Source organism: Mesorhizobium sp. WSM4820 (assembly GCF_055811075.1).
Window position 1 is genome coordinate 1 of the sequence record NZ_JBVVQN010000074.1, and the last position, 790, is coordinate 790.

A 790-nucleotide genomic window follows, 5' to 3' on the forward strand; every position below is an offset into this window, starting at 1 on the left:
CCGCTGCTGTCTTCGTGGTGCTCCACGTGGGCCAGACGAGCTATCTCCCGGAGATCCTTGATCGGGCTGGCCCTCTCAGGGCGATCAAGGCGAAGAGCGGGGAGCAGTTGGAGCGGGGGCGCATCTATGTGGCTTCACCCGGTTTCCATCTGCTGCTGCACCACGATCACATGCTGCTCCGGCGCGGCCCTCGCGAGAACCTTGCCCGGCCGGCGATCGATCCTCTCTTCCGATCGGCCGCGTGTAGCTATGGAGCTCGGGTCATTGGCGTCCTCCTCTCCGGCAGCTTGTCCGACGGCACCTCGGGTCTCCGGGCAATCAAGACCGTCGGGGGAGTAACAGTGATCCAGGACCCGCAAGACGCGGCCGTACCAGACATGGTTCGGAGCGCCCAGCGCCATGTCGAAATCGACCATTGCGTGCCGATCGTCGGAATGGGCGATCTGTTGGCCCGGTTGGCCTCCGAGCCCGCCGGCGAGACGCTTCCTGTTCCACCGGGAGTCCGGCTGGAGGCGGCAGTCGCAGCTCAGGAGCACTCCGCTATGTCGAATGAAGATCGTCTCGGCGAACTTTCGTTGTTTGTTTGTCCGGAGTGCCACGGTCCTCTGTGGGAGATCGAGGACGGCGACATGCTTCGCTACCGATGCCACACTGGGCATGCCTTCACCTCGGACGCGATGCTCGAGGCTCAGTCGGCCGAGACTGACCAGATATTGTGGAGCTTGCTGCGCGCGCATCAGCAGCGGGCGGCATTCACCCGGCGAATGGCCGACCGGGAAAGTGAGTTGGC

General features: G+C 64.2%; 1 protein-coding gene. It reads left to right on the plus strand.

Going from position 1 to position 790, the window contains the following annotated elements:
• On the plus strand, positions 1-790 hold a 790-nt coding region (locus AC0L2R_RS33770), incomplete at both ends, for a chemotaxis protein CheB (protein WP_473514108.1).